The sequence below is a fragment of the Rhizobium sp. Rhizsp42 genome (assembly GCF_047304155.1).
GTDB lineage: Bacteria > Pseudomonadota > Alphaproteobacteria > Rhizobiales > Rhizobiaceae > Rhizobium.
In genome coordinates this window covers 21,922-43,710 of sequence record NZ_JBGLYS010000028.1, presented here as the reverse complement: position 1 = coordinate 43,710, position 21,789 = coordinate 21,922, and the positions used below count along the sequence as shown (strand labels likewise).

At 60.5% G+C, this 21,789-nt stretch carries 22 protein-coding genes; 10 read left to right on the top strand and 12 right to left on the bottom strand.

Annotated features, from left to right (window positions below):
• Nucleotides 1-70 precede the first annotated feature (70 nt).
• The 3 genes from ACCD05_RS23015 to ACCD05_RS23005 all read left to right on the top strand — a co-directional run bounded on the left by ACCD05_RS23015 (nucleotide 71) and on the right by ACCD05_RS23005 (nucleotide 5,641).
• Nucleotides 71-3,457 (top strand): ATP-binding protein, encoded by a 3,387-nt coding sequence (locus ACCD05_RS23015; protein WP_413395574.1) that lies wholly within the window; start codon nucleotides 71-73, stop codon nucleotides 3,455-3,457.
• Entirely contained in the window at nucleotides 3,450-4,346 is an 897-nt protein-coding gene (locus tag ACCD05_RS23010) for a response regulator (protein WP_413395572.1), read from the top strand. Before ACCD05_RS23015 ends, ACCD05_RS23010 begins: the two co-directional genes overlap by 8 nt.
• 110 nt (nucleotides 4,347-4,456) lie before the next feature.
• Nucleotides 4,457-5,641 carry an acyltransferase family protein gene (locus ACCD05_RS23005; protein WP_413395570.1) on the top strand — a complete coding sequence of 395 codons (1,185 nt, stop codon included), beginning with the start codon at nucleotides 4,457-4,459 and terminating at the stop codon, nucleotides 5,639-5,641.
• A gap of 89 nt (nucleotides 5,642-5,730) precedes the next feature.
• Here the strand turns inward: ACCD05_RS23005 and ACCD05_RS23000 are convergent, their stop codons facing one another.
• From ACCD05_RS23000 to ACCD05_RS22975, 6 genes are all read right to left on the bottom strand, one after another.
• A complete protein-coding gene (locus ACCD05_RS23000; RefSeq protein ID WP_047514557.1) occupies nucleotides 5,731-6,855 on the bottom strand; it encodes a branched-chain amino acid ABC transporter substrate-binding protein in 1,125 nt (374 codons plus the stop codon).
• A 119-nt stretch (nucleotides 6,856-6,974) separates the two neighbouring features.
• Entirely contained in the window at nucleotides 6,975-7,328 is a 354-nt protein-coding gene (locus ACCD05_RS22995) for a DUF6867 family protein (protein ID WP_018897088.1), read from the bottom strand.
• Between the two features lie 24 nt (nucleotides 7,329-7,352).
• Nucleotides 7,353-8,081, bottom strand: coding sequence for an ABC transporter ATP-binding protein (locus ACCD05_RS22990; protein WP_018897087.1), 729 nt, complete (start codon nucleotides 8,079-8,081; stop codon nucleotides 7,353-7,355).
• Nucleotides 8,081-8,953, bottom strand: a complete 873-nt coding sequence (locus ACCD05_RS22985; protein ID WP_026282746.1) for an ABC transporter ATP-binding protein — start codon at nucleotides 8,951-8,953, stop codon at nucleotides 8,081-8,083. The genes ACCD05_RS22990 and ACCD05_RS22985 overlap by 1 nt, the downstream gene beginning before the upstream one ends.
• Nucleotides 8,953-10,344, bottom strand: a complete 1,392-nt coding sequence (gene livM / locus ACCD05_RS22980; RefSeq protein ID WP_113008328.1) for a high-affinity branched-chain amino acid ABC transporter permease LivM — start codon at nucleotides 10,342-10,344, stop codon at nucleotides 8,953-8,955. Before livM ends, ACCD05_RS22985 begins: the two co-directional genes overlap by 1 nt.
• Nucleotides 10,345-10,348: 4 nt before the next feature.
• Nucleotides 10,349-11,251 (bottom strand): branched-chain amino acid ABC transporter permease, encoded by a 903-nt coding sequence (locus tag ACCD05_RS22975; protein ID WP_413395567.1) that lies wholly within the window; start codon nucleotides 11,249-11,251, stop codon nucleotides 10,349-10,351.
• A 379-nt stretch (nucleotides 11,252-11,630) separates the two neighbouring features.
• Between ACCD05_RS22975 and cysQ the strand changes: the two genes are divergently transcribed.
• Both cysQ and ACCD05_RS22965 read left to right on the top strand, forming a co-directional pair.
• On the top strand, nucleotides 11,631-12,413 hold the full coding sequence (gene cysQ / locus ACCD05_RS22970; protein ID WP_413395644.1) for a 3'(2'),5'-bisphosphate nucleotidase CysQ: 783 nt from the start codon (nucleotides 11,631-11,633) through the stop codon (nucleotides 12,411-12,413).
• Nucleotides 12,414-12,539: 126 nt separating this feature from the next.
• Nucleotides 12,540-13,577 (top strand): DUF2793 domain-containing protein, encoded by a 1,038-nt coding sequence (locus ACCD05_RS22965; protein ID WP_413395565.1) that lies wholly within the window; start codon nucleotides 12,540-12,542, stop codon nucleotides 13,575-13,577.
• A gap of 5 nt (nucleotides 13,578-13,582) precedes the next feature.
• On the opposite strand, the gene ACCD05_RS22960 is transcribed toward ACCD05_RS22965, so the two are convergent.
• Entirely contained in the window at nucleotides 13,583-14,332 is a 750-nt protein-coding gene (locus ACCD05_RS22960) for a helix-turn-helix transcriptional regulator (protein ID WP_413395563.1), read from the bottom strand.
• A gap of 399 nt (nucleotides 14,333-14,731) precedes the next feature.
• On the opposite strand from ACCD05_RS22960, the gene ACCD05_RS22955 reads away from it, so the two are divergent.
• Together ACCD05_RS22955 and ACCD05_RS22950 are read left to right on the top strand one after the other, a co-directional pair.
• Nucleotides 14,732-15,007, top strand: coding sequence for a DUF1153 domain-containing protein (locus ACCD05_RS22955; RefSeq protein WP_007533628.1), 276 nt, complete (start codon nucleotides 14,732-14,734; stop codon nucleotides 15,005-15,007).
• 296 nt (nucleotides 15,008-15,303) lie between these two features.
• Entirely contained in the window at nucleotides 15,304-15,582 is a 279-nt protein-coding gene (locus ACCD05_RS22950) for a GNAT family N-acetyltransferase (protein WP_413395559.1), read from the top strand.
• Nucleotides 15,583-15,694: 112 nt separating this feature from the next.
• Here the strand turns inward: ACCD05_RS22950 and ACCD05_RS22945 are convergent, their stop codons facing one another.
• Nucleotides 15,695-16,045, bottom strand: coding sequence for a hypothetical protein (locus ACCD05_RS22945; protein WP_018897078.1), 351 nt, complete (start codon nucleotides 16,043-16,045; stop codon nucleotides 15,695-15,697).
• A gap of 440 nt (nucleotides 16,046-16,485) precedes the next feature.
• On the opposite strand from ACCD05_RS22945, the gene ctrA reads away from it, so the two are divergent.
• Complete coding sequence (gene ctrA / locus ACCD05_RS22940; RefSeq protein WP_003542362.1) at nucleotides 16,486-17,187, top strand: response regulator transcription factor CtrA; 702 nt, start codon at nucleotides 16,486-16,488, stop codon at nucleotides 17,185-17,187.
• Between the two features lie 134 nt (nucleotides 17,188-17,321).
• Here the strand turns inward: ctrA and ACCD05_RS22935 are convergent, their stop codons facing one another.
• Nucleotides 17,322-17,684 (bottom strand): response regulator, encoded by a 363-nt coding sequence (locus tag ACCD05_RS22935; RefSeq protein WP_018897077.1) that lies wholly within the window; start codon nucleotides 17,682-17,684, stop codon nucleotides 17,322-17,324.
• A gap of 127 nt (nucleotides 17,685-17,811) precedes the next feature.
• Complete coding sequence (gene chpT / locus ACCD05_RS22930; protein WP_026282744.1) at nucleotides 17,812-18,462, bottom strand: histidine phosphotransferase ChpT; 651 nt, start codon at nucleotides 18,460-18,462, stop codon at nucleotides 17,812-17,814.
• 185 nt (nucleotides 18,463-18,647) lie between these two features.
• Between chpT and ACCD05_RS22925 the strand changes: the two genes are divergently transcribed.
• A complete protein-coding gene (locus tag ACCD05_RS22925) occupies nucleotides 18,648-19,244 on the top strand; it encodes an EipA family protein (RefSeq protein WP_112980413.1) in 597 nt (198 codons plus the stop codon).
• Between the two features lie 116 nt (nucleotides 19,245-19,360).
• Entirely contained in the window at nucleotides 19,361-20,521 is a 1,161-nt protein-coding gene (locus ACCD05_RS22920; RefSeq protein ID WP_413395550.1) for a hypothetical protein, read from the top strand.
• A gap of 14 nt (nucleotides 20,522-20,535) precedes the next feature.
• Here the strand turns inward: ACCD05_RS22920 and ACCD05_RS22915 are convergent, their stop codons facing one another.
• Together ACCD05_RS22915 and ACCD05_RS22910 are read right to left on the bottom strand one after the other, a co-directional pair.
• Nucleotides 20,536-21,357 carry a TrmH family RNA methyltransferase gene (locus ACCD05_RS22915; protein ID WP_413395548.1) on the bottom strand — a complete coding sequence of 274 codons (822 nt, stop codon included), beginning with the start codon at nucleotides 21,355-21,357 and terminating at the stop codon, nucleotides 20,536-20,538.
• 5 nt (nucleotides 21,358-21,362) lie between these two features.
• Nucleotides 21,363-21,749: a hypothetical protein gene (locus ACCD05_RS22910; protein WP_111564122.1), complete on the bottom strand. Its 387-nt coding sequence runs from the start codon at nucleotides 21,747-21,749 to the stop codon at nucleotides 21,363-21,365.
• Between the last annotated feature and the right edge of the window lie 40 nt (nucleotides 21,750-21,789).

Below are 21,789 nucleotides of genomic sequence, written 5' to 3'. Positions count from 1 at the left end.
CACTCTTAAGCCCCGCACTGTTCCATGTTACGAACGCATGACAAGGGGAACGAAGGGGCCGATTACGGGCATGGCAGCGCGGCAACGCATTATTCCGGTCAGGCGCGAATACAATCGCTGGGTCGCCAACCAGACGCTGGAAGACTATGCGCTGCGCTTCACCGCCAAGAGCGCCCGGCAGTTCTCCTCGCAGCGCATCTCGCAAACGGCGATCGGCGCTATCTCCTTCCTGGCGCTGGAGGCGATCGGCGGCGCCATCACGCTCTCCTACGGCACCACCAACGCCTTCTATGCGATCATCGTCGCCTCGATCGCCATGCTCGCCATCGGCCTGCCGATCAGCCGCTACGCCATCCGCCACGGCGTCGACATCGACCTTCTGACCCGTGGCGCCAGCTTCGGCTATATCGGCTCGACCATCACCTCGCTGATCTATGCCAGCTTCACCTTCATGCTGTTTGCGATCGAGGCCTCGATCATGTCCGGCGCGCTGGAGCTGACCTTGGGCATCCCGCTCTGGATCGGCTACATCATCAGCGCCGTCATGGTCATCCCGCTCGTCACCCATGGCGTCCGGCTGATCAGCCGCTTCCAGCTTCTGACGCAGCCCTTCTGGATCGTCCTCAACATCCTGCCCTTCCTCTTCATCGCGGTGATGGACTGGGAGAAGTTCGATCTCTGGCGCGCCTTCTCAGGCATCCGCCATGCCTCGGGCCCGCCCGGCACCATCGCTCCCTTCGACCTTGTCGAGTTCGGCGCCGCCTCGGCCGTCATCCTGGCACTGATGTCGCAGATCGGCGAACAGGCCGACTTCCTGCGCTTCTTGCCCCCGGAAAAGCAGACTAAGTGGCGCCACCGCCTCGCCGTCTTCCTCGCCGGTCCCGGCTGGGTCATCATCGGCGCGCCGAAGCTTTTGGCCGGCTCCTTCCTCGTCGTGCTCACCTTCGCCTCCGGCGTACCCGCCGACCGCGCCGCCGATCCCGCGCAGATGTATCTGACCGCCTTCGGCTACATGATCCCCTGGCACAACGCCGCGCTGCTGCTGATGGCCGCCTTCGTCATGGTCTCGCAGCTGAAGATCAACGTGATGAACGCCTATGCCGGATCGCTCGCCTGGTCGAACTTCTTCTCCCGTTTGACCCACAGCCACCCCGGCCGCGTCATCTGGCTGGTGTTCAACGTGGCGATCGCGCTGCTGCTGATGGAACTCGGCATCTACCGGCTGCTCGAGGAAACACTCGGCATCTTCTCGATCATCGCCATGGCCTGGCTCTGCACGATCTCGGCCGATCTCTTCATCAACAAGCCGCTCGGTCTCGCCCCTCCAGGCATCGAGTTCAAACGCGCCCATCTCTACGACATCAACCCGGTCGGCCTCGGCGCGATGACGCTGTCGGCGACCATCGCGCTCATCGCCCATTTCGGCGCCTTCGGCACGATCGCGGCGTCGCTCGCCCCATACATCACCCTCATCGTCGCCCTCATCGCCTCGCCCGCGATCGTCTGGGCGACGAAGGGCAAGTTCTACCTCGCCCGCAAGCCGCGCCAGAGCTGGAAGAACCTGACCAACATCACCTGTTCCGTCTGCGAACACCCGTTCGAGCCCGAGGACATGGCCTGGTGTCCCGCCTATGCAGCACCGATCTGCTCGCTCTGCTGCTCGCTCGACAGCCGCTGCCATGACATGTGCAAGCCCAACGCGCATCTGAACGCGCAGGTCGGTTACGTGGCGAGGGCGGTGCTGCCCGAAACCATCGTCCAGAAGCTCACCACCCGGCTCGGCCGTTACGGCATCGCCGTCATTCTGGCGCTGACATCAGTCGGCGCTATCCTTGCGATGATCGCCCACCAGGTCTCCTCCGCCTCGCCGGAGACCGCCGAGGTCGTCAACGGCACGATCCTCATCGTCTTCTTCGTCTTCGCCGTCATCGCCGGCGTCGTCTGCTGGTTCTACGTGCTGGCCCATGACAGCCGTGTCGTCGCCGAGGAGGAATCCTCGCGCCAGAACACGCTTCTGCTTAAAGAAATCGCCGCCCACAAGAAGACCGACGCCGCCCTGCAGGCCGCAAAAGAAACCGCCGAGGCCGCCAACCGCGCCAAGAGCCGCTATGTCGTCGGCCTCAGCCACGAATTGCGCACGCCGCTCAATGCCGTGCTCGGTTACGCCCAGATCCTCGAGCGCGACGAGACCATCCCGACGCCGCGCCAGTCGTCGATCAAGGTCATCCGCCGCTCGGCCGAACACCTCTCGGGCCTGATCGACGGCCTGCTGGATATCTCCAAGATCGAGGCGGGCCGCCTGCAGGTCTATTCCAACGAGATCAACATCCAGGATTTCCTCGACCAGATCGTCGACATGTTCCGCCCGCAGGCGCTCGCCAAGGGCCTGACCTTCAACCACCAGCGCGCCCCCGCCCTGCCGCAGTTCGTGCGCACCGACGAGAAGCGCCTGCGCCAGATCCTCGTCAATCTCTTGTCCAATGCCATCAAATTCACCGACGAAGGCACAGTCACTTTCGACGTCGCTTATCGCAGCCAGGTGGCTACCTTCACCGTGACGGACACCGGACGCGGCATCGCCGAGAAGGACCTGAGCCGCATCTACGAGCCCTTCCAGCGCGGCGAAGCCGACAGCATCCGCCCCATGCCCGGCCTCGGCCTTGGCCTGACGATCACCCAGCTTCTGACCAACACGCTCGGCGGCGAAATTTCGGTGACCAGCGAAAAGGACAAGGGCTCGACTTTCCGCGTGCGCCTGATGCTCTCAGCCGTGCTGCGCGAGATGGCGGCGCCGCCACAGGAAAAGAAGATCGTCAGCTATGACGGCCCGCGCCGCACCATCGTCGTCGTCGACGACAACGAGGACCACCGCGAGATGATGCGCGAGATCCTCGTGCCGCTCGACTTCGTGGTGCTGACGGCGGCAAGCGGCACCGATTGCCTGACGCTGATCGAAGGCATCCAGCCCGATCTCTTCCTCGTCGACATCCTGATGCCGGGCATGAACGGCTGGCAGCTCGTCTCGCGCCTGCGCGAAGCCGGCCAGACCGCGCCGATCGTCATGCTCTCGGCCAATATCGGCGACGCCGCTGCCCATGGCGACAGCGACGACAGCCACAATGACGCGATCGGCAAGCCGGTCGATATCCGTCGCCTGCGCGACAAGCTCGCCCTGCACCTCGGCCTCAAATGGCTCTACGCCGAAGCGGCTCCGGCGGCACTCAAGAAGACCGAGCAAGTCCTGCAAAGCCCCGGCGACGCGCATGTGCAGGAACTGCTGCGCCTCGGCGAGATCGGCTATATCAGGGGCATCGAGGCCAAGCTCGCCGACCTTGCCAAGGTGGAGGCAAATCAGCCATTTACCGAAGAACTTCGATCCTATGTCGCCGCCTTCGACCTGAACGGCTTCATGGCCTTCCTGCACCGCTTCGACGAAAAGGTGGAACACATTGGCTGAACTCCCGCGCGACATCGTTCTCTTGGTCGACGACTCGCCGGAAGCGCTCGGTTTTCTTACCGACGCGCTGGAGCAATCCGGCTTCTCCGTGCTGATCGCCACCTCGGGCTCGGCAGCACTCAACATCGTCGAGCGCATCACGCCGGACCTGATCCTGCTCGACGCGGTGATGCCCACCATGGACGGCTTCGAGACCTGCCGGCGGCTGAAGGCCAACCCGGCGATCAGCCAGATCCCCGTCATCTTCATGACCGGACTGACCGAGACCGAGCACGTCGTCCACGCGCTAGGCTCCGGCGGCGTCGATTATCTCACCAAGCCGATCAACATCGATGAACTGCGCGCCCGCATCGGCGTCCACCTGAAAAACGCCCGCTCTGCGCAAAGCGCCCGCGTGGCCCTCGACGCCGCCGGCCGCCATCTGCTGGCGGTCAAGGGCGACGGCAACATCCATTGGTCGACGCCCCAGGCCACCCGTCTCGTAAACGCCGCCATGGGCAGCGACGACGGCATGGACACGGTGATATCGACCATCGCTGCCTGGATGAAGGACCGCACTGCCTCCACCATCGCCGTCGCCCATGGCGGCCAGGACGTGCTGCAGCTCGCCTTTCTTGGCACCATCGGCCCCGACGAATATCTCTTCCGCCTCACCGCCAGCCAGCGCGCCGACGACCAGGTACTGCGCCAGCGCTTCGCGCTCACCCACCGCGAATCCGAGGTGCTGCTCTGGATCGCCAAGGGCAAGGCCAATCGCGACATCGGCGAAATTCTCGGCCTCTCCGCCCGCACGGTGAACAAGCACCTCGAGCAGATCTACGTCAAACTCGGCGTCGAAAACCGCGCCTCGGCCGCGGTCAAGGCGGCTCATGTGTTGCATGAGACGTAAGCGAGCCCTGACAGTAAAAAAGACGCTCACACTTTAGAAAGCACACATGGATATCCTTGGACGCAACGCCCGCAAGCCGGGCATGGCATCAAGATGATATCCGGCAGGTCATGAAGGACAGGCTCTATTATGTGGATCGGCTGCGGATTTCCGCCTTCGCGATCCTGATCCTCTATCACTCCTCGGCGGCCTTCTTCACCGACATGGGCTGGCTGATCCATAGCGATCGCACCAGCCCTGCGCTCTCGCTGATCATGGAATTCCCGCGCGCCTGGCGGCTGGCGCTGCTGTTCTTCGTCTCCGGCATGGGCGCCGCCTTCTCATTCCGTTCGGATTCCAGCCTCGCCTTCCTGCGCAAGCGCACCATCCGCCTGCTCGTCCCCCTGCTCTTCGCCATGGCAGTCCTCGTCGTGCCGCAGGTCTGGTACGAGCGCATGTACGAGACCGGCTATGACGGCTCGCTGCTGACATTCTGGCTGACGCGCTATTTCACCGAGGGCCGCTATCCGACCGGCAATTTCACCTGGGCGCACATGTGGTTCGTCGCCTATCTGCTTGTGATGTCGGTGATCTGCTATCCGATCTTTCTTTATGTCAGCCGACCGGGCAACGCGATCATGGCCTGGTTCGAGCGTGTCGCGAAGTCGGGCGCCATCTATCTCTTCTTCCTGCTGCCGCTGGTGCTGAACCTTACTCTCTCGCCGTTCTATCCCAAGGAAACCAATGCGCTCTACAATGACGGCGCGTGGTTCGCGGTCTGGGCAAGCTGGTTCGGCCTCGGCTTCCTAGTTGCCCGCAATCATCGCAGCCTGATCGAGCCGATCATCGCCAAGCGCTATCTGAGCGCGGCAATCGCGCTGGCCGTGACGGTCTTCCTCTACGCCTTAGCCTGGCTTGCCCCTGCCGAACAGGCAATAGGCAGCTATGCCGATGAAACCCCGCTCTTCAAGGCCGCGATCTTCCTGCTCGCCTGGTCGATGATCCTGACCCTGATCGGCTTCGCCGCCCGTCATTTCAACCAGCCAGACGCGCGGCTGGTCACGGTCAACCGGCTCGTCTTCCCGCTCTACATCATCCATCAGACGGTGATCGTCGGCGCGCTCTATTATGTGCTGCCGCTCGGCTTGCCCGCCGTGCCGAGCTTTATCATCATCGCGGCCGCAACCTTCTTGCTGTCGAGCCTCTTCGCCATCATGGTGGACTTCATCCCCGGCCCCGCGCGCCTGCTCTTCGGCCTCGAGGTCAGACCAACAGGCAAACCAAGCGGCCGAAAGACGGTCAACGCAGAACGTTAGAGCCGTCCTGCACCAGGCGGTTGGAACGGGTGCCCAAAACGAAAGAAGCCCGGTGCAAGACCGGGCTTCCAAGGTGAGAACGAAAGTTCTTACTTCGCGTCCTGCGGGAAGTAGGAGAACTTGCCGTCCGGGCCCTTCTTCCATTCGTACATGACGTAGCCTGGGATCTTCGGGTCGCCCTTTTCGTCGAACGAGATTTCGCCGAGAACGGTCTTGAACGGACCCTTGGCCTTCATCGCTGCGGCAACGGCTTCAGCGTCGGTCGAAGCAGCTGCCTTGGCAGCTTCAGCGATCGTCTGCATCGCGGCGTAGGAGTACAGCGTGTAAGCTTCCGGATTGAAGCCGGCAGCCTTGAACTTCTCGACGAGTGCCTTGTTGTCGGGGTTCAGCGTTGCGTCCGGGCCGAAGGTGTTCAGCGTGCCGGCGACTGCGTCACCAGCGATCGATGCCAGTTCGTTCGAAACGATACCGTCACCCGATACGAGCGTTGCCTTCAGGCCCTGGTCGGCAGCCTGACGGATGATCAGACCAGCTTCGGTGTGGAGACCACCCCAATAGATGATCGAAACGCCGGCTTCCTTCATCTTGGCGATGAGAGCCGAGAAGTCCTTGTCGCCGACGTTGATGCCTTCGTACATGACTTCGGTGAGACCAGCGGCATTCATGGCCTTCTTGGTTTCGTCAGCGAGGCCCTGGCCGTAAGGTGTCTTGTCGTGAACGACAGCGATCTTGGCGTCCTTGAAGTGGTCGGCCAGATACTTGCCGGCGATGCCCCCCTGCTGGTCGTCGCGACCGCAGGTACGGAACGTGTTCCACAGACCACGCTCGGTGAACTGCGGGTTGGTCGCAGCCGGCGTGATTTCGAGGATGCCGTTTTCGGCGTAAACTTCGGAAGCCGGGATCGAAACGCCCGAGTTGAAGTGGCCGATGACGAACTTGACGCCGTCAGCTGCGAACTTGTTGGCAACCGAGATACCCTGCTTCGGGTCGGACACGTCGTCGCCGAGCACGATCTTGATCTGCTCGCCGTTGATGCCGCCAGCAGCGTTGATGTCGGCAGCTGCCTGCTCGGCACCCTTCTGGAGCTGTGCGCCGAACGCAGCGTTCGGGCCGGTCAGCGGACCAGCAACGGCAACCGTGATGTCGGCCCAAGCGTTGCTGCTGAAGGCGACCATCGCCGTCAGAGCCACTGCCGACAGAAGAGACTTCTTCATTATGTTACTCCCAGTTTTTTAGCGGGTTCCGTTCCATTACCCAGCGCATCACCCACTTTACTGCGCCGGGAAACCTGTTCCACTCGGAGAGGTAATTTGTCCCTAGATTCAACCGGCTGTCAATGTTTTGCCTTCCAGGAGAAGGGCGACGTCTTTTCGTAGAGCCAGTAGTAATTATTGACCATCTGATTGGTCCGGCGATAGCGGTATCCCGCCGTCGCGAAGATCAGGAGAAGGACGAAGTCGATGGCGTAATAGAACACGCTCAGCACAGGTCCGTCGAACAGCGCATGATGCAGGAACTGCATCGCGGCCGCGAGAAGCACGCTGTAGCCGATGACGATAGGATAGTCGCTCCAGCCGTCAGCCGCAGCCTTGCCGGAACGCCACGCGGTCCAGAAGCCGATCAACACGACGATCAGGCGGATGACGCTGCGAACGCCGGTATCGCCTTCAAAGAAAAGTCCCTGCATATCAAAGTCTCCCCTTCGTCATGCTCAATGCCGTCCGCCTTCGAGATAGGCGGCGCGAACTTCAGGATTGGCGAGCAGTTCCTGGCCGGAGCCAGACATCGTCACCTTGCCGTTGACCATGACATAGGCCCGGTCGGACAGCTTCAGCGCCGCGAATGCGTTCTGCTCGACGAGGAACACGGTGAGCCCCTCATCCTTGTTCAGCTTCTTGATCGCCTCAAAGATGCCCTTGACGATCAGCGGCGCGAGGCCGAGCGACGGCTCGTCGAGAAGCAGAAGCTTCGGGCGGGCCATCAGCGCGCGGCCGATCGACAGCATCTGCTGCTCGCCGCCCGAAAGCGTGCCGCCGCGCTGCGTCTGGCGCTCCTTGAGACGCGGGAACATCGCGAAGATCTTCTCGACGTCTTCCTTGAAGTATTTCAGGTTATCGAGGCCGGCGCCCATTTGCAGGTTTTCCATCACGCTCATGCGCGGGAAAATGCGGCGTCCCTCAGGCGACTGCGCAATGCGCAGGCGGGCGATTTCGTGGGTGGGCATCTTGGTGATGTCGCGGCCTTCGAAGATGACCTTGCCGGCACGCGCCTGCGGGCTGCCGCAGATCGTCATCATCAGCGTCGACTTGCCGGCGCCGTTGGCGCCGATCAGGCTGACGATTTCGCCCTGGTTGACGTGGACATCGATGCCGGCGAGCGCGCGAATGTTGCCGTAATAGGTTTCAACACCCTCGACCTTGAGAAGTGGCTGACCGGTCATCAGTGCGTACCTCCTTCGAGGTTTTCGACGTCTGCGATCACCTGTTCCACTTCCTCGTCTTCGACACCGAGATAGGCCGCGATGACCTTCGGATCGTTCTTCACATGGTCTGGCGTGCCATCGGAAATCTTCTGGCCGTATTCGAGCACGACGACGTGGTCGGAAATTTCCATGACCACGGACATGTCATGCTCGATCAGGAGCAGCGACGTGCCCTCATCGCGGATACCGCGAAGAAGCGTGTTCAGCGTCAGCGATTCCTTCGGGTTGAGACCGGCGGCCGGCTCGTCCAGGCAGAGCAGTTCCGGCCCCGTGCACATGGCGCGCGCGATTTCCAGACGACGCTGAGCGCCATATGGCAGGTCGCCGGCGGGATCGTCGGCGCGATCGATCAGATCGGCCTTCTCCAGCCAGTAGCGGGCAAGCTCGATCGCGTTCTTCGCTTCCGCGCTGTAGCGACCGATCCCGAGCAGGCCGAGAATGGTGTAGCCCGATGCCAGCATCAGCTTGTTGTGCTGCGCGACCAGAAGGTTTTCGAGAACCGTCAGGCCGGAGAACAGGCGGATGTTCTGGAACGTGCGGGCGACCTTGGCTTCGCGGGTGATGCGAAAGTCCGGCAGACGCTCGAGCAGGTGTTCTCTGCCGTCCTTGTGGCGCATGGTGATCATGCCCATGGTCGGCTTGTAGAAACCGGTGATGCAATTGAACACGGTGGTCTTGCCGGCGCCGTTCGGGCCGATCAGCGCGGTGATCTCGCCGCGCTTGGCCTCGAACGAGAAGTCGTTGATGGCCATCAGACCGCCGAACTTCATCGACAGGTGCTCGACCTTGAGCAGGGTATCGCTGGACATGTTGGTTTCCTGAGGGCTCATCAGCCGTGGCCCTCCTTGGTGAAGCTTCCCGATACCGATTTCCGTTCCTTGAGGAAGGCCGTCGGTTCACGCGATCCAACGAAGCCGCGCGGCTTGATCAGCATGACGACGACCATCGCCAGACCAAATAGCAGCATGCGGTAGAGTTCCGGCGTGAAGTCGGGTCCGAAGATGAGCTTCAGGAACTCCATTTCGCGCAGCGCCTCGGTACCGCCGATCATGACGATCGCCGCAATCGCGATGCCGGTCAGCGAACCCATGCCGCCGAGAACGACGATGGCGAGGATGACCGCAGATTCCAAGAACACGAAGGATTCAGGCGATACGAAGCCCTGGCGAGCGGCGAAGAAGGAGCCGGCGAAGCCGCCGAACATCGCACCCGTGGCGAAAGCCGTGAGCTTGGTCGTCACCGTGTTGATGCCGAGCGAACGGCAGGCGATTTCGTCTTCGCGAAGCGCTTCCCACGCACGGCCGATCGGCATGCGGCGCAGGCGAATCGTCACGTAGGCCGTCAGCAGGCACAGCGCCAGGATCAGATAGAAGAGGAAGATCTTGTAGTAGGCCGACGAGATCGGCAGGTGGAACAGCTTGGCAAAGCCGTGCGGGCTGGCATCGAAGGGGATGCCGAACAGCGTTGCCTTCGGAATGCTGGCGATACCGAACGTGCCCTTGGTCAGATCCGTCCAGTTGATGATGACGAGGCGGATGATTTCGCCGAAGGCCAGCGTCACGATCGCTAGGTAGTCACCGCGCAGACGCAGCACCGGGAAGCCGAGGATGATGCCCCAGAGACCGGCGAGAATGCCCGACAGCGGCAGAAGAACCCAGAAGGACAGGCCGAAATAGCTGGAGAGCAGCGCGTAGGAATAGGCGCCGACCGCGTAGAAGGCGACGTAACCAAGGTCGAGCAGACCGGCGAGACCGACGACGATGTTCAGGCCCCAGGCCAGCATCACGTAGATCAGGATCTGGATACCGAAGTTGTCGACCCACTTCAGCGAGCCCTGCGCACCGACCAGCGCCACGATGACGACGGGATAGAGCACCAGCGCCAGAAGCGCGATCTTCAGGAAGTGGGCGTGGAAGAAGCCCTTCTTGTCGGAGATGTCGAGCTCGCCGCTGCGCGCCTTGGCAAGCTTGCGGGCATCGAGATGCGGACGCAGGAAGACCACGATCGCAAACCGGCCGACCGCCGCGATGGCGACGAAGATCGCGAGCAGGCCCCAGCGCTGAACCACGACGAGTTCGTTGCTGATGTTCTGCTGCGTGCCGAGACCGACATAGAGAACGAACATGCCGAAGGAGATAACGGCTGCGAAGATAGCTTCTTTAATACCCTTCTGGACAAGTCCGGATGCGGGCTTGCCAGGGGCGTTTTCAACATTTGCCATGACGTTAAACCTTCTCGACTTCCGGCCGGCCCAGGATACCTGTCGGCTTGAAGATCAGCACGAAAGCGAGGATGGCGAAGGTCGCCACATCCTTGTAGGCGATGGTGAAGTAGGCCGACCACAGGCTTTCGATCAGGCCGATCATCAGACCACCGAGAACGGCGCCCGGAAGCGAACCGATACCGCCGAGAACGGCCGCCGTGAACGCCTTCACGCCAGGCACGAAGCCGTCGTTGAAGTTCACCACGCCGTAGTACATCAGGTACATCGTGCCGGCGACGGCAGCGAGTGCGGCGCCCATGATGAAGGTCACCGAGATCGTCTTGTCGACGTTGACGCCCAGCAGCGCCGCCATCTTGCGGTCCTGCTCGGTGGCGCGCTGCGCGCGGCCAAGCGCCGTATGATTGACGAGGTACCAGAAGACGGTGAGCAGCACGGCCGTGATGATGATGATCACGATCTGCTTCAGCGAGATGGTGACGCCACCGATATTGTAAACGCTGCTGATCAGCGGCGGGATCGGCTTGTTGCGCGGACCCTGCGTCACCTGGATGAAGTTCGACAGCGTGATCGACATGCCGATCGCTGTGATCAGCGGTGCCAGACGGAACGAACCGCGCAGCGGGCGATAAGCGACGCGCTCGATCGTCCAATTCCACAAACTCGTCATCAGCATCGCGATAAGCAGCATCAGCAGCAGCAGAACCGCGACCGGCAAACCAGCAAAAATCGATGTGAGGACGAGAAAGACGATAAGGGCGGCGAAGCCACCGATCATGAAAATATCGCCGTGGGCGAAGTTGATCATGCCGATGATGCCGTAAACCATCGTATAGCCGATAGCCACAAGGCCATAGATGGATCCAAGAGTCAGCCCATTGATGAGCTGCTGGACAAAATATTCCATATGTCTTTCCCCTGGACACAGAACCGTGAAAAGCCTGCGTCTCTTGTTATTAGAGCCCTTGTTGAGCCCTTGATTAAAGATTTCATACTGCTTTCAAAGCAAAAGGGAAGCGCAAAATTTCAAAGCTCCAAAGTTCTTTGCCGTTTTGGTGAAAATGACTTTTTGTCGTTCAGAAAGTTGATTTTTTCAACACAATCCGGCCTCTGACGCCACTTTTCACCGCAAATTCACTTTTACCTGGGTTCTTTAGCCTTCGCCGATGGATGGAAAATCGTCAAAGCACACCTGCGTCCTTTTGCGACGGCGGACGAGCCGTGCAATGAAGCGTGAAAACGACTATATGAGAAGCATGATGGAGAAGGGATCGAACCGACCCGCGATGCTCGAGACATTTGAACGCGCCGCCCTTGAGGCTGGCAAAGCGATCATGGATGTGTACCGCGCCGGCTGCACTGCGGCCAGCAAGGCTGACAACAGCCCTGTCACGATCGCCGACGAGCAGGCCGAGCGGATCATTCTGGCTCATCTCTATCGCGATTTTCCCGATATTCCCGTCATCGCCGAAGAATCGGTCGCGGCCGGCATCGTGCCGGCGGTCGGCTCGTCGTTCTTCCTGGTCGATCCGCTGGATGGCACGCGCGAATTCGTCGACAAGCGGCCGGAATTCACCGTCAACATCGCCTTCATCGTCGATGGTCACCCAGCTGCCGGCATCGTCTTCGCACCGGCCCTGGGCGTCGCCTTTCTCGGCGAGAACGGAACGGCCGAGAAGCTTCATATCGGCCCGGACTTCCGCGTGGAAAAGCGGCTGCCGATCAATGTTCGCCTCGCCAAGGCCGAACGCACCGCACTCGCCAGTCGTTCGCACGACAGCCCGCAGACGGCGCGCTTCCTGGCCGAGCAGGCCATCTCGGAGTGCAAGAATATCGGCTCGTCATTGAAGTTCTGTCTTCTCGCGGAGGGAGAAGCGGACGTCTATCCGCGCTTTACCCGAACGATGGAGTGGGACACAGCGGCCGGCGATGCCATCCTGCGCGCGGCAGGCGGCTGCACCGTGACCCTCGACGGCCGCCCCCTCACCTACGGCAAGACCCGGCAGGCCCACGACGCGGACTTTGCGAATCCGGATTTCATCTCCTGGGGCAACGCGCCCCGGCTTTGAGCGCGGGGATATCTTTCGCCAATATCCGTTTGAAATCAGCGCCCGACCCCGCGCGCTGTCCCCGTTTCCCGACACGCCCCTACGATTTGCGGCAGTGAAACCTGCCGCGAACACGGGAGCTAAATCGTGTCGGACCAGACCAACAACCTCGCCTTGCCCTACATTCTCCCCTCCCAGGCGCAGAAACACGTGCCGCACAACGAAGCGCTGCAACGCCTCGACACCGTGGTCCAGCTGACGATCCTCGCCGAACGCCCGGGACCACCCGAAACACCTGTTGAAGGCGACCGCTACCTCGTCGGCGCCGATCCCGAGGGCGCATGGCTCGGCCGGCAGGGGCTCATCTCCGTCTGGCAGGATGGTGCATGGGCCTATCTCTCGCCAAACTCCGGCTGGCGCGCTTTCTTTCTCGATACCCGTCAGCTACGCGCTTTCGACGGTGGGAACTGGAAGGTCATCTCGCTCGACGCGGATGGCGCGCTCCCGATGATCGGCATCAACACAACGGCCGACGCGATCAACCGGCTGGCGGTCGCCTCCGAAGCAAGCCTCTTCAGCCATGCAGGGCAAGGCCATCAGTTGAAGATCAACAAGGCCGATCTGTCTCAAACAGGCACGTTGCTCTTTCAGACGAACTGGTCGGGCCGCGCCGAGATGGGGCTCGCGGGAAGCGATGCCTTTTCGATCAAGGTCAGCGGCGATGGCAGTGATTGGTCGACAGCGCTCGTCGTGGCGCCTGACGGCGTCGTGCGCATGCCGTCTCGGCCGATCGTGCGGACATCGCCCGCTGCCGGCACAGCGTCTCCACCATCGGCAAGCCGCACCGGCTTTACGGATCTCCATGCAGAACAAGGCGGCTTCGAACTTGGCGCCGCCGTACCATCAGGTACCGGCGGGCGGCTGATCGTCCCGGCCGACGGCTTCTATCTGCTGTCGCTCTCTCTGAGCACCCTCACCTCATCAGGCCACGATGTGGCGATCGAGGTCAACGGCGCGACAGTAATCGCCAGCGCAGGCGGACCCGCCTCGACATCACCAACCCGGCAGAACGCAACGACGATCGCCTGGCTGAACCAGGGCGACTGGCTCGCATTGCTTCACACCGGCACTGCGCAATATGAATTTGGACCGGCGAAGACCGAACTCTGCGCCGTCATGCTCTAAGGATGTTAAAGCAGGCGGTAACGGAAGGCCCGGGCAACCGCCTGCATCCGATTGACGGAATCGAGCTTGCGCATCGCACTTTTCAGATATCCGACCACGGTGTGCGGCGAGAGCTCGAGTATGATGGCGATCTCGTCGCTGCTCTTGCCCGCCGCCGACCAGCGCAGGCATTCGATCTCGCGGCTGCTCAAATTCTCCAGCGGCTGCTCGGTCACCTGCAGGCGCGCATAGACGTCGAGGAATTCCATGGCGCTGAACACATGCGCCATCGCCTCTTCGCGCGAAAGATCCGCCCGCGCGCCCGAAAACGCGAAAATATAGGGCTGGCGATCGGCGTCATGCAGGACGAAGGCAAATGTCCGGCGAAATCCGAGCTCGCGAAACAGACCGGTAATCCGCTCGTTCTTCGGGTTCGTCACGCTGCTTTCGAATGCGCTGACACCAAACGATACCGGCAGGCTCGATTTTCGGAGCTCCGAAACAAGCGCACTATTGTGAAACAGGTCATCTTCGTCATAGGCGGCAACGAGACTGCCAGGCCAGTTGCTGAAAATGTGGTTTCCCGCAAAGCCGCCATTGTCGCCATGGGGAAAGCCCGCGAACAAATAGTGGTTGAAACCCGCCGCTTTCGCCAGACGCGCGAGGCGTTCCTTGGAATCGGCCGGGGGATCGGCTGGCGATCGACTGGATTTCTCAGGCGATAAAAAAGCAATATTCACCGCGCCGTCTTGAACGGCACGTTCCTCATTCCGCATCGATTTCGTCCTTCAAAGGCTAAACTTGCCTGAAAACGCTCTTCTGGCAGCAACAATCAAAGTATAGGAAAAGAAAAAACGGTCACTTCGACGTTATGCGAGGCCTGACATTCTATTCCCAACGCACGCAGAACAAACAATCGCGACGACACGCAACATTCTATCTGCCCCTGGGGAGGCTTATAGTTTGCCGAGGACCAGACAACTAATATTCATTGTGCATGGCTCCCATGCACTGATGGCAAATTTACGCAAGGAAAGCCCGCGCGTGGGACACCGAATAGCGCCGTGATGCGACGCGGTTAAATTTATTATCAAAGTGTTACGACGCGTTTAGGCAATTTTTAAATGTGACAAGCTAGAGTGGCTCTCGTGGTCTTGAGTTGTGTAGAGAGTCCAATGACCGAAATGATACGTCCCCGAGTGAAATATGTCATCGGCCCCGATGGCAGCCCGCTGACGATTGCGGATTTGCCGCCGCCGAATACTCGGCGCTGGGTAATTCGCCGTAAGGCAGAGGTTGTCGCAGCTGTGCGCGGTGGCCTGTTGAGCTTGGAAGAAGCTTGCGAACGCTATACCCTGACCGTCGAGGAGTTTCTCTCCTGGCAGTCATCCATCAACAGCCATGGTCTTGCCGGCCTGCGCACCACGCGCATCCAGCAGTATCGCCATTGATTAATTATTGAAGTTGATTGCATTTCAGTTCGGGCCGACCGCACATCGCAGGATGTGAAGCCGGCCCGAAGCTTTTGCTGCTTTCCGGCGTTTATTTCATTGCCGGACTGAACCGACGCTCTGAAGCGCGGCCACCGTCCACAAAGACCACTCGGACAGCGGCTGCGCGAGCAAGGCTCGACAATCCTGTCAGCCACCTCCCCTTTCATCGAACAATCCGTCACCGTGAGCGGCCTTTGCTTTGCGCCGGCGCCATGGCACGTTTGCTTTAGCGCAATCGAAAGGAAGGCAGCTCGATGAAGATCACCAACGAAGAACACCCATCGGGCGGCCGCTACGTCGCCGAGCTCGAAGGCCACCAGGCCGAAATGACCTATTCCCGCACAACGCCGACGCTCATCATCATAGATCATACCGGTGTTCCGGATGCGCTGCGCGGCAAGGGCGTCGGCCAGGCGCTGGCGCTGCATGCGGTCGAAGCCGCCAGAACCGGCGGCTGGAAGATCATTCCGCTCTGCCCTTTCTTCAAGGCGCAGGCGCTTCGCCATGAAGAATGGCGCGACGTCATAAACTGACTTCCTAGAGGGCAGGAAACGCCAAAAGCCATGTATGACGGACAGCACGCCCGTCATGCATGGCTTTTATGAGATGACACCCCAGATGCCCGAAGGCATCTATCATCTTGGCTTAGGCTCGTGCCCGAACCGCCCCGTCGCGCTCTTCGAGCGCGGCAGCGCGTGCATATTCCGCCTGCATCTCTTCGAGCGTCTGCTCCAAGGCCTCTTCCTGCATCCTCAGTTCCTTGATCGAAACCTGAAGATTGTCCGCGCGCTGGCGTGCTGCCTTCGCGAAGGTGGGATAGGCGAAGTGATTCGGGTCGGAAATGCCGGACTTCTTTTCCTCGACGACGATCTGGCTCTCCAGATCCTTCGTCATACGGTCAAATTCAGACATCATCATCTGCAATTGCTGCAGCTGACGACGCTTTTCGTTCACCTGAAACTCTTTCAGACGAACTAGGCTCTCACGCGACTTCATACGCATTACTCCAGTGATGCGAGACCCCGGCTTCACTTGAAACCGCCCATTAGCTGCCGCTGTCATGCGACTTGCCCAAAAAATTTCCCTCGGCGTTAACAAAAACCTACCGCTGGTAACCTTTCGTTTACGGGCATCGTTAATGATAGTGCCGATGATTTAAGGGTCGGTAAACACAACTACGCGATTTCCGGTCCGTTTCATTGGTGAGTCGAATGAATCGCTTGCCGGCCTTTCTTAATGTAACAGTTGAGAAGAGGGCCTTGCGGATTCTCGTTGGAAAACAGCGGAATGGACAAAATATTTAATAAATTGATTACCTCTTGCCAGAGTGAATCAGAATTTGTTAACCATTTCGTGGCAGCTTCCAAATCACGCAGTGACATATCTGTATCGCGTAGGGGCCAGACCACCTTTCGGCGGCGGTAAAGGGGATAAGAATGCGGGTACTACTCATCGAAGATGACAGCGCGACAGCGCAGAGCATCGAACTGATGCTCAAGTCAGAAAGTTTCAACGTCTACACCACCGATCTTGGTGAAGAAGGCGTCGATCTCGGCAAGTTGTATGATTATGATATCATCCTTCTTGATCTCAACCTTCCAGACATGTCCGGATATGAAGTGCTCCGCACTCTCCGCCTGTCCAAGGTTAAAACACCGATCCTGATCCTCTCCGGCATGGCCGGCATCGAGGACAAGGTTCGCGGTCTCGGCTTCGGCGCCGACGACTACATGACCAAGCCTTTCCACAAGGACGAACTGGTTGCTCGCATCCATGCGATCGTCCGTCGTTCCAAGGGTCACGCCCAGTCGGTCATCATGACCGGCGAACTGATCGTCAACCTCGACGCCAAGACCGTCGAAGTCGGTGGCCAGCGCGTTCACCTGACGGGCAAGGAATACCAGATGCTGGAGCTGCTTTCGCTCCGCAAGGGCACGACCCTCACCAAGGAAATGTTCCTGAACCACCTTTATGGCGGTATGGACGAGCCGGAACTGAAGATCATCGACGTCTTCATCTGCAAGCTGCGCAAGAAGCTTGCAAACGCTGCCGGCGGCGCAAACTACATCGAAACCGTCTGGGGCCGCGGCTACGTTCTGCGCGAGCCGGATGGTGCCGAGTACGCCGAAACAGCCTGATATCCGATTTCGGTCCCTACGCCGATCATCCTTAAGATCCCGCCTTCACGGCGGGATTTTTTGTGTCGTGAACACGTCTGGAACGACAAAAGCCGCCCTGAAGGCGGCTTTTGCGATTGAATCGAATTGGAATATCAGGCGGCGATGGCGCGATTGCCGAAGACCGCCGTCAGGATCTTGCGGTCGAAGGGCTTCAGCAGGAAGTCCGTGGCCCCTGCCCGCTTGCCCATCATCAGCTTCTTCAGGTCGGCCTCGATCACGCAATAGTAGATCTTGACCTCCTTGCCGCCTTCCATGGCGCGAACCGCCACGATCAGATCGAGCGCTCCATCCATGGACGAATCGACGATCAGGTAATCGGGCAGCTCCACCTGACAATGGGACAATGCTTCGCTGGCGCTGGAGGCTTCACTGACCATGAAGTCGAGTTCCGAGAGAATCCGCTTCCCGACCTTACGAACGACGTCCGACGAATCGGTGATCATGAACCTTTGCATCGCTGCTCCATTGCCCAGCTTCTGTCCCGGCGGGCATCTTCACGGGCAAGGATAGAAACATTCGGCTAAGGAAGTATTACTTCGATACAAGCAATGTGCCGGGAATCTGTCCCGGCACTGTTTTAGATCAGGCCGGAATGACTTCGGCGGTGAAGACGATCTCTTCGGCGCTGGCGCTATGGCCAAGCTTCATGCCGCACTCTTCCGCGAGCAGCACTGCGTAATAGGGCTGGATCGTGTGGGCGTCGATCGCTTCTTCGATCTCACCAGTCGAGATCTCCACGAACTTCGGCGGCAGGCGCATCAGCTTGCCCTTGGCGACGAGCGTGAACTTGGCGTCGAATTCCGGGTTCTCGAGCGTGATATCGATCTGACCACCGCGCGGAATAGAGGAATAAGCGACGAGGAAGAGGTTCAGTAGCAGCTTGACGCGGTTCTTCGCGATGATGGCGCGCGGTCCGTTCCAGACCACTTCGGTCTTCTTCTCGGCGGCAGCGAAATCCTTGGCGGCGCGCTCTGCTTCGCCGGTATCGATCGAAGCGCCGACAGAGCCGGAAGCGCCGAAGGCAAGGCGTGCGAATTTGAGACGAACCGACGCGTTCAGCGCGCTGGTGCGGATAAGATCCATGGCGTCTGCATCGGCGCCGCCCTCGTCGAGCAGTTCAAGGCCGTTGTTGATCGCGCCGACGGGCGAGATGACGTCATGGCAAACACGGCTGCAGAGAAGCGCGGCCAGATCTGGGCCGGTCAGGGTAAGGTTTGGATTCTTCGACATCATTGTCTCCAAGAGGGCGGTGATTCATTCCGCCACACATATTGCTTCATCATTGCACGAAGTTTGCGAGCGTACTCGGCGCCATAATGACACCATATTTGGTAAACCGATTGTTAAGACCATCCGCGCAAAATGATAGAAACGCCGGAAACGGCACCATGTATCGACCATGATGAACGGATGACACCATGCGCCCCTCAATCCTAGGAAGATTCCTGGCCGACTGCCGGCGGGTCTCGATGCTCGCGATCTCGTGCCTGATGCTCGTCGCGACCCAGGCCGCGGCCCAGCAGGCAAGAAACGACCAATACTCGGTTCAGGAAATCGTCGACGCCGGCCACTCCTTCTTTGGCTCCACCAGCGGCGGCCTTGCCAAGGCGGTCGAGGCGGCCTTCCAGAAGTACGGCTTGCCGAATGGCTACATTCTCGGCCAGGAAGGCTCCGGCGCCTTCATCGCCGGCCTGACCTATGGCGAAGGCCAGCTGAACACCAAGAACGCCGGCGAGCATCCGCTTTACTGGCAGGGTCCGTCGCTCGGCATCGACTACGGTGGCCAGGGCACCCGCGTCATGATGCTGGTCTACGACCTGCCATCGACCGACGCGATCTACGCCCGCTTCGGCGGCGTCAGCGGCCAGGCCTTCGTCATCGCCGGCTTCGGCATGACGCTGCTCAAGAACAACAATGTTCTCGTCGTGCCGATCCGCACAGGCGTCGGCGCCCGCCTCGGCCTCAACGTCGGCTACCTCAAGATTACCCCAAATCCGACCTGGAACCCCTTCTGATAATGCCGTCACGGCGAACTCTGTGTCGCCGTGACCCATCCGCCACTTGCCCTAACGGCGTTGGCCGCTTAATCATTGGCTGACGCAAATCAACTTCTGGAAGCAGTGGCCTCGCCGTGATCGAATACGCGCTCTTGTTCGGATTGGGCTTTCTGGCCGCGGCGTTCCTGGTTTTCCTCGTATCGCCGGCCGTCCATCGCCGTATCGTCTGGTATACGGAAAACCGCATGCGCGCGACGATGCCGCTCAGCCCCCAGGAAGTGCGTGCGCAAAAGGATATGGTCCGCGCGCTTTATGCCGCCGAAAACGCCCGCACCACGCAGGATCTGATTCGCGAACGCGAAAAGTCGATGTCGCTGCAATTGAAGCACGACCAGATCGCCCGCGACGCCGGCCACTTCGCCTCCGAGATAAGCGCGCTTCAGGCCCAGATCGCCGACATGAGCGTCGAGGCCGCCGAGCTGCGCTCGCATCTGCGCAAGGACGAAAACTACATCAGCCAGCTGAAGACGAGCCTGCATATCGCAGAGCAGGCCAGTGCCGCCAAGGAAGGCGAGCTCGACGCGCTGCGTATCCGCCTGAACAAGATCGTCGAGCAGACCGACAATCTGAAGATCGACATGGCCGCGCGCGAGACCGAGCTCGAGAACCTCAATTTCAAGCACAGCGGATTGCGCACCGAGCGCGACGAGCTTCGCCAGGACGTCGGCCTGCTGCAGAAGCGCGCCAAGGATGCCGAACAGAAGCTGACGCAGCAGGAACACGCGGTTCTGCGCCTGGAAGACCGCGCCGAGCGTGACAAGGCAGCTCTTGCCGACAAGGAAGCGCTTCTGACGCGCCGGCAGCAGGACCTGACCAAGCTCAAGGATCAGGTGAAGGCCGCCAATGCCGACATGCGCAAGGCAAACCGCGCACTTCGCTCGGCCGGCCTTGCTCCCCTCGTTCTCATCCCGCCGCAGGAAAAGCCCGTGCCGGAAGAAGCCCCGATCTCAGAACTCGACACCGCCGCGGTCGCAGCGCGCCTCGCCGAAGAAGTGCGCGCCCGCAGCGCCGCCGTCTCCGAAGAGATTCTCGCCGCCAGGCTGAACACCTCCAACGACGGCGCGATCCGCGAGGAGATCGCCACCATCGCCGCCGACATGGTGGCCCTGACCGCTATCAACGAAGGCAAATCCTCGCCGATCCGCGAGCTGCTGCCTGAGACGACGGAGACCAAGGAAGGCGAGCGCATCGACCTCGCCCAGCGCGCCGCCACGATCCTGTCGCAGCCCGGCTGAGCCGCCAAAAGTTCTCAGATACGCTTGGCCGTGGAAGACATGGCAAACAGCGCGATGCCAGTCGCGGTCGCGACGTTGAGGCTATCGAGCCCCGGTGATTGCGGAATGCGGGCGCTACGGAAGCGCGACAGCACCGCCTGCGGCAACCCCTCGCCTTCCGTGCCGACGACCAGCGCCATGCGCTCGGAGGCCGGAATGGAGCGGATATCGACCTCGCCGCGCGGCGATAATGTCCAGATCGCGAAATCCCGCTCGGCCAGTTGCGTGAGCAACTCGACCGCATCACCGCCGCGCTGGTAGGGAACGCTCAACACCGATCCGACCGAAACGCGCATCGCCTTGCGATAGAGCGGATCGCACGAGGTCTCGTCGAGGAAGATGGCATCGGCATCGAAGGCGGCCGCATTGCGAAACATCGAGCCGGCATTGTCGTGATTTGAGATGCCGCAACCGACCAGCACCAGCGAACGCTCGGGCAACCGGTCGATCAGTGCGCCAGCCTGTGGCTGTCGTCGCCCCAGTGCCAGCACGCCGCGATGCAGATGGAAGCCAACGATACGGTCGAGCACATCCTCTTCCGCGACATAGACGGGAACGTCATCCGGCAGCCGCTCAAGAATATCGGCGACGCCCTCGACCCGGTTGCGCAGCAACAGCACCTTCTCGGCCGCGAAATCGCCGCCCGCCCGGTGGGCCTCGGCCAACATGCGCAGCACGACGGTGCCCTCGGCGATAAACCGGTTATGCCGCCCGGTCAGATCGCGTTCGCGAATGTCGCGAAACTCAGCGATCTCGGGGTCGTCGGCATTGTCGATCGCAATCAGCCGAGGGGCCATGGTTCTCAGCCGCCGTTGACGGTCACGTCGGCGATGATGCTTCCGGCCTTGATGTCGAACACCAGCGCCTTGGCCACGCCCTCGGCGGTCTTGCCAAAGAACATGATCTGGCCACCCGAGAGCGAAGAGGACTGAAGCACGAAGCCGGCAGGCAGGTTTGCCGTCACGGAAACCGGCGCATCCGACGGAATCCCGGCGGACGTGATCGCGGCCGGCTCCTTGGCCGGCGCCCGCATCGTCTTGTAGACAACCGCGCCGAAGACCGCCATAAGGCTCACGAACATGATGAAGCCCGAGACGATCTGCAGGCGGATCATCTTGCGTCGGACATTTTCCATTGCCGGATCGAGGGGCTTTTCTTCCTGATCGTCTTCTGGCTGGACATTCGTCATATATGGCGTTCCATTCTATAAAATACTTCGGAGAAGAAGC

Bases quoted from the DNA above. Each gene is read 5' to 3' on its own strand.
- ACCD05_RS22910 (WP_111564122.1), bottom strand. From the start codon at position 21,749: ATGACGAATGTCCAGCCAGAAGACGATCAGGAAGAAAAGCCCCTCGAT.
- ACCD05_RS22945 (WP_018897078.1), bottom strand. From the start codon at position 16,045: ATGAAGTCGCGTGAGAGCCTAGTTCGTCTGAAAGAGTTTCAGGTGAAC.
- ACCD05_RS22935 (WP_018897077.1), bottom strand. From the start codon at position 17,684: ATGCAAAGGTTCATGATCACCGATTCGTCGGACGTCGTTCGTAAGGTC.
- ACCD05_RS22950 (WP_413395559.1), top strand. From the start codon at position 15,304: ATGAAGATCACCAACGAAGAACACCCATCGGGCGGCCGCTACGTCGCC.
- ACCD05_RS23005 (WP_413395570.1), top strand. From the start codon at position 4,457: ATGAAGGACAGGCTCTATTATGTGGATCGGCTGCGGATTTCCGCCTTC.
- ACCD05_RS22985 (WP_026282746.1), bottom strand. From the start codon at position 8,953: ATGAGCCCTCAGGAAACCAACATGTCCAGCGATACCCTGCTCAAGGTC.
- ACCD05_RS22915 (WP_413395548.1), bottom strand. From the start codon at position 21,357: ATGGCCCCTCGGCTGATTGCGATCGACAATGCCGACGACCCCGAGATC.
- ACCD05_RS23000 (WP_047514557.1), bottom strand. From the start codon at position 6,855: ATGAAGAAGTCTCTTCTGTCGGCAGTGGCTCTGACGGCGATGGTCGCC.
- ACCD05_RS22955 (WP_007533628.1), top strand. From the start codon at position 14,732: ATGACCGAAATGATACGTCCCCGAGTGAAATATGTCATCGGCCCCGAT.
- cysQ (WP_413395644.1), top strand. From the start codon at position 11,631: ATGCTCGAGACATTTGAACGCGCCGCCCTTGAGGCTGGCAAAGCGATC.
- ACCD05_RS22925 (WP_112980413.1), top strand. From the start codon at position 18,648: ATGCGCCCCTCAATCCTAGGAAGATTCCTGGCCGACTGCCGGCGGGTC.
- ACCD05_RS22990 (WP_018897087.1), bottom strand. From the start codon at position 8,081: ATGACCGGTCAGCCACTTCTCAAGGTCGAGGGTGTTGAAACCTATTAC.
- ACCD05_RS22995 (WP_018897088.1), bottom strand. From the start codon at position 7,328: ATGCAGGGACTTTTCTTTGAAGGCGATACCGGCGTTCGCAGCGTCATC.
- ACCD05_RS22975 (WP_413395567.1), bottom strand. From the start codon at position 11,251: ATGGAATATTTTGTCCAGCAGCTCATCAATGGGCTGACTCTTGGATCC.
- livM (WP_113008328.1), bottom strand. From the start codon at position 10,344: ATGGCAAATGTTGAAAACGCCCCTGGCAAGCCCGCATCCGGACTTGTC.
- ACCD05_RS22960 (WP_413395563.1), bottom strand. From the start codon at position 14,332: ATGCGGAATGAGGAACGTGCCGTTCAAGACGGCGCGGTGAATATTGCT.
- ctrA (WP_003542362.1), top strand. From the start codon at position 16,486: ATGCGGGTACTACTCATCGAAGATGACAGCGCGACAGCGCAGAGCATC.
- chpT (WP_026282744.1), bottom strand. From the start codon at position 18,462: ATGATGTCGAAGAATCCAAACCTTACCCTGACCGGCCCAGATCTGGCC.
- ACCD05_RS23015 (WP_413395574.1), top strand. From the start codon at position 71: ATGGCAGCGCGGCAACGCATTATTCCGGTCAGGCGCGAATACAATCGC.